General features: G+C 56.3%; 4 protein-coding genes. All 4 read right to left on the bottom strand.

Features of this window, described 5'->3' with window-relative positions; all coding sequences use genetic code 11:
* Positions 1-40 precede the first annotated feature (40 nt).
* The gene (locus IBX54_RS14595) at positions 41-598 is read right to left on the bottom strand and encodes a hypothetical protein (RefSeq protein WP_296543379.1); all 558 of its coding nucleotides are present in this window, start codon (positions 596-598) and stop codon (positions 41-43) included.
* Between the two features lie 161 nt (positions 599-759).
* Positions 760-1305: a hypothetical protein gene (locus IBX54_RS14590; protein WP_296543378.1), complete on the bottom strand. Its 546-nt coding sequence runs from the start codon at positions 1303-1305 to the stop codon at positions 760-762.
* Between the two features lie 183 nt (positions 1306-1488).
* Entirely contained in the window at positions 1489-1806 is a 318-nt protein-coding gene (locus IBX54_RS14585) for a CcdB family protein (protein WP_296543377.1), read from the bottom strand.
* Positions 1806-2078: a type II toxin-antitoxin system CcdA family antitoxin gene (locus IBX54_RS14580; protein ID WP_296543376.1), complete on the bottom strand. Its 273-nt coding sequence runs from the start codon at positions 2076-2078 to the stop codon at positions 1806-1808. Before IBX54_RS14580 ends, IBX54_RS14585 begins: the two co-directional genes overlap by 1 nt.
* Between the last annotated feature and the right edge of the window lie 151 nt (positions 2079-2229).

Here is a 2229-nt window from a genome sequence, read left to right as displayed (position 1 = left end):
TTTTTCGGGCGTATGCACGGGAGCGCATTCGCACCCCTCATCATGGGGTGGATAAATTCGCAAGTTGTTGAATTTTTGCTTCCAGGTCTGGCAATCGGCTTTGACTTATGGCATCACCCGGCAAATGACCAGGCAGGGCATCCAGAAAGCGGCGATCAGCCAGCAACGCTGAAAACTGTTTGGCAAGATAGTCTTGCAACTCGTGGGGCATCTGCTTGCACTCGCCCAGCAAACTGTCGCGCCCGTCCACTACGCTGATGATGTCGCCGAGATCATGGCTAAACAAATAGTCGCCACTCCCGCGCCCATGGAACGCTTCCAGCTTGGTGCCGATAAAAACGGGCGCTTGAACAACACGGATGACAACCCCATTGGGCAACACCAGTGATGCAGCCGTCGTCACACACAACGAATACCAGCGATTGGCGAAACCCAGTACCTCTTCCAGCGTGGGCATCACATCCACCGTGATGCCATCCACCTGCCAGCGGCAGATGGGCGCATCGGCACGCATGTCTTGGGCAAAGCCGCGTTCGCGCAGCGCCTTCTCAATGCGGTGATAGCCAGACAAGGCAAGCACCTCGGCAACGATGTCCACGTCCTGCGTTGCCCGGATGGGTGGATTGGCCGGGTCAGTTATCAACAAGCCCACAACCGCACCACCCACAAAGGCCAATTTGCTGCACAAATCAGACCCCAAGCGCTGCGCAACCAGCTCCAGCATCAACACATTCGGGTCATTTGGGTTGAGTTGACGCATCATGCGGCCCACCGCTTGTCCAACTCTGCCATCGCCAAAGCCCGTTCACGAAGGCTCCCGCCGCGCAGGGCATCTACCAACACCAAAAGCTCATACAGCGCAGGGTTGCGCAGCGCGGCATCTGGCACGGTTGGGTACAAAGGATAAAAGGCTGTGCCACGCACCGTGCCCGCCTTGTGCGGCCAGACCGGCGGCGCTTCTTTGGGCTGCACGATCAGCGCCAGCATGGGCGGCGCAGCGTAGCTGGTAGGCACACCGCGCGTCAGGGTGCCATGGGTCGCCGGAAAGCAATAGCGCACACCGTGCTGCACAAACAAACGCAACGGCTCCAGCAAAACCACAGGCTTTCCAGCGGCATCTTTGCGCAGCAATTGCGCAGACAGGGCACGTTCCACTCCAGCGTGAATTTCGGATGCGGCCAGCTTTAACTCTTCAGCCAAAGCGGCATAGGAGGGCGCAGGCCCCTGTTGCAGCGACAAGCGCAATAGCACCACCACATCTTGCGGACGAAGTGTGATTTGCGGGTTGGATTTTGAACGGTACATGCGCGTAGTTTACCCTCTTATTCGCCATTTGCAAATGGCGAATAATCTCAATGCTATCTGTCATTGCGGACCCGGACATGGAGCCTGCCCCCGCTTAACTGCCAGTAACTGCAAACACCTGAGTGCGCAGAATATCGCTCATCATCGGGAACGACACCCCCGGGTGCGCGGGTGATGAATGGTTCAATAGCCTTGGAACAAGAAGTGCAAGGCGGCGGTAATTCGAGCTTGGTCATCGCTGAATGAGGCTACCCGGTCTTTCAAGACACGTTGCGGCACGGCGCCCATTTTGGGCGTTTCCAGCAAGCAATCCTGACCAAGGACAGTGAGCACGGGTGTTAACCGAACAGGTAGTTTGACTTTTGCAAAGGCATCCAGGCGACGCAGCGGAATGACCATGCGACTGTCCAGACCGTCGAGCAAATTGCTTTGAACATCCAGCAAATACGGCGTGGTACTGGCATGCGCTCCAGGGTTGGCATACACATCAAAACGTGCCATCAGAAAGTTCTCCACTGATCCAACGGCAAGCCTTCGGTTTCGAGGGTGGCGTTATAGGCGGCAATGAAATCGGCGTGTTCACTGCGCCAACGGCGCGCCTGTTCCTGCAGTACCAATTGACGTAAATAGCTGTCGCAGACCTGCGAAATATTGAGCTCAAGTGCCTTGGCTGCCTCGAGTACATCGACGCTCAGACTCAAATTGGTGGCCTTCCTTAAAGGCTGACGCACCCGAACGCTGCGTTGAGGTGCGGTGGATTGAATGGCAGGCATATGGACTCCAGATGCGCATTAAAAGATGCGCATATTTTAACCAAGATTGTCCAAAACACAAAGCCTACCCGCCGGCTGCAGTTTGCGCGTAGCCAATAGATTTTCTAAAAACCCCCCTACATCACCGGCTTCGAATGGCAGCGGCTGCTGC

The sequence above is a fragment of the Rhodoferax sp. genome, assembly GCF_014859475.1.
Lineage (GTDB): Bacteria > Pseudomonadota > Gammaproteobacteria > Burkholderiales > Burkholderiaceae_C > Rhodoferax.
Note: the sequence above shows the minus strand (reverse complement) of the source record. Positions and strands in the feature narration are given on the sequence as shown.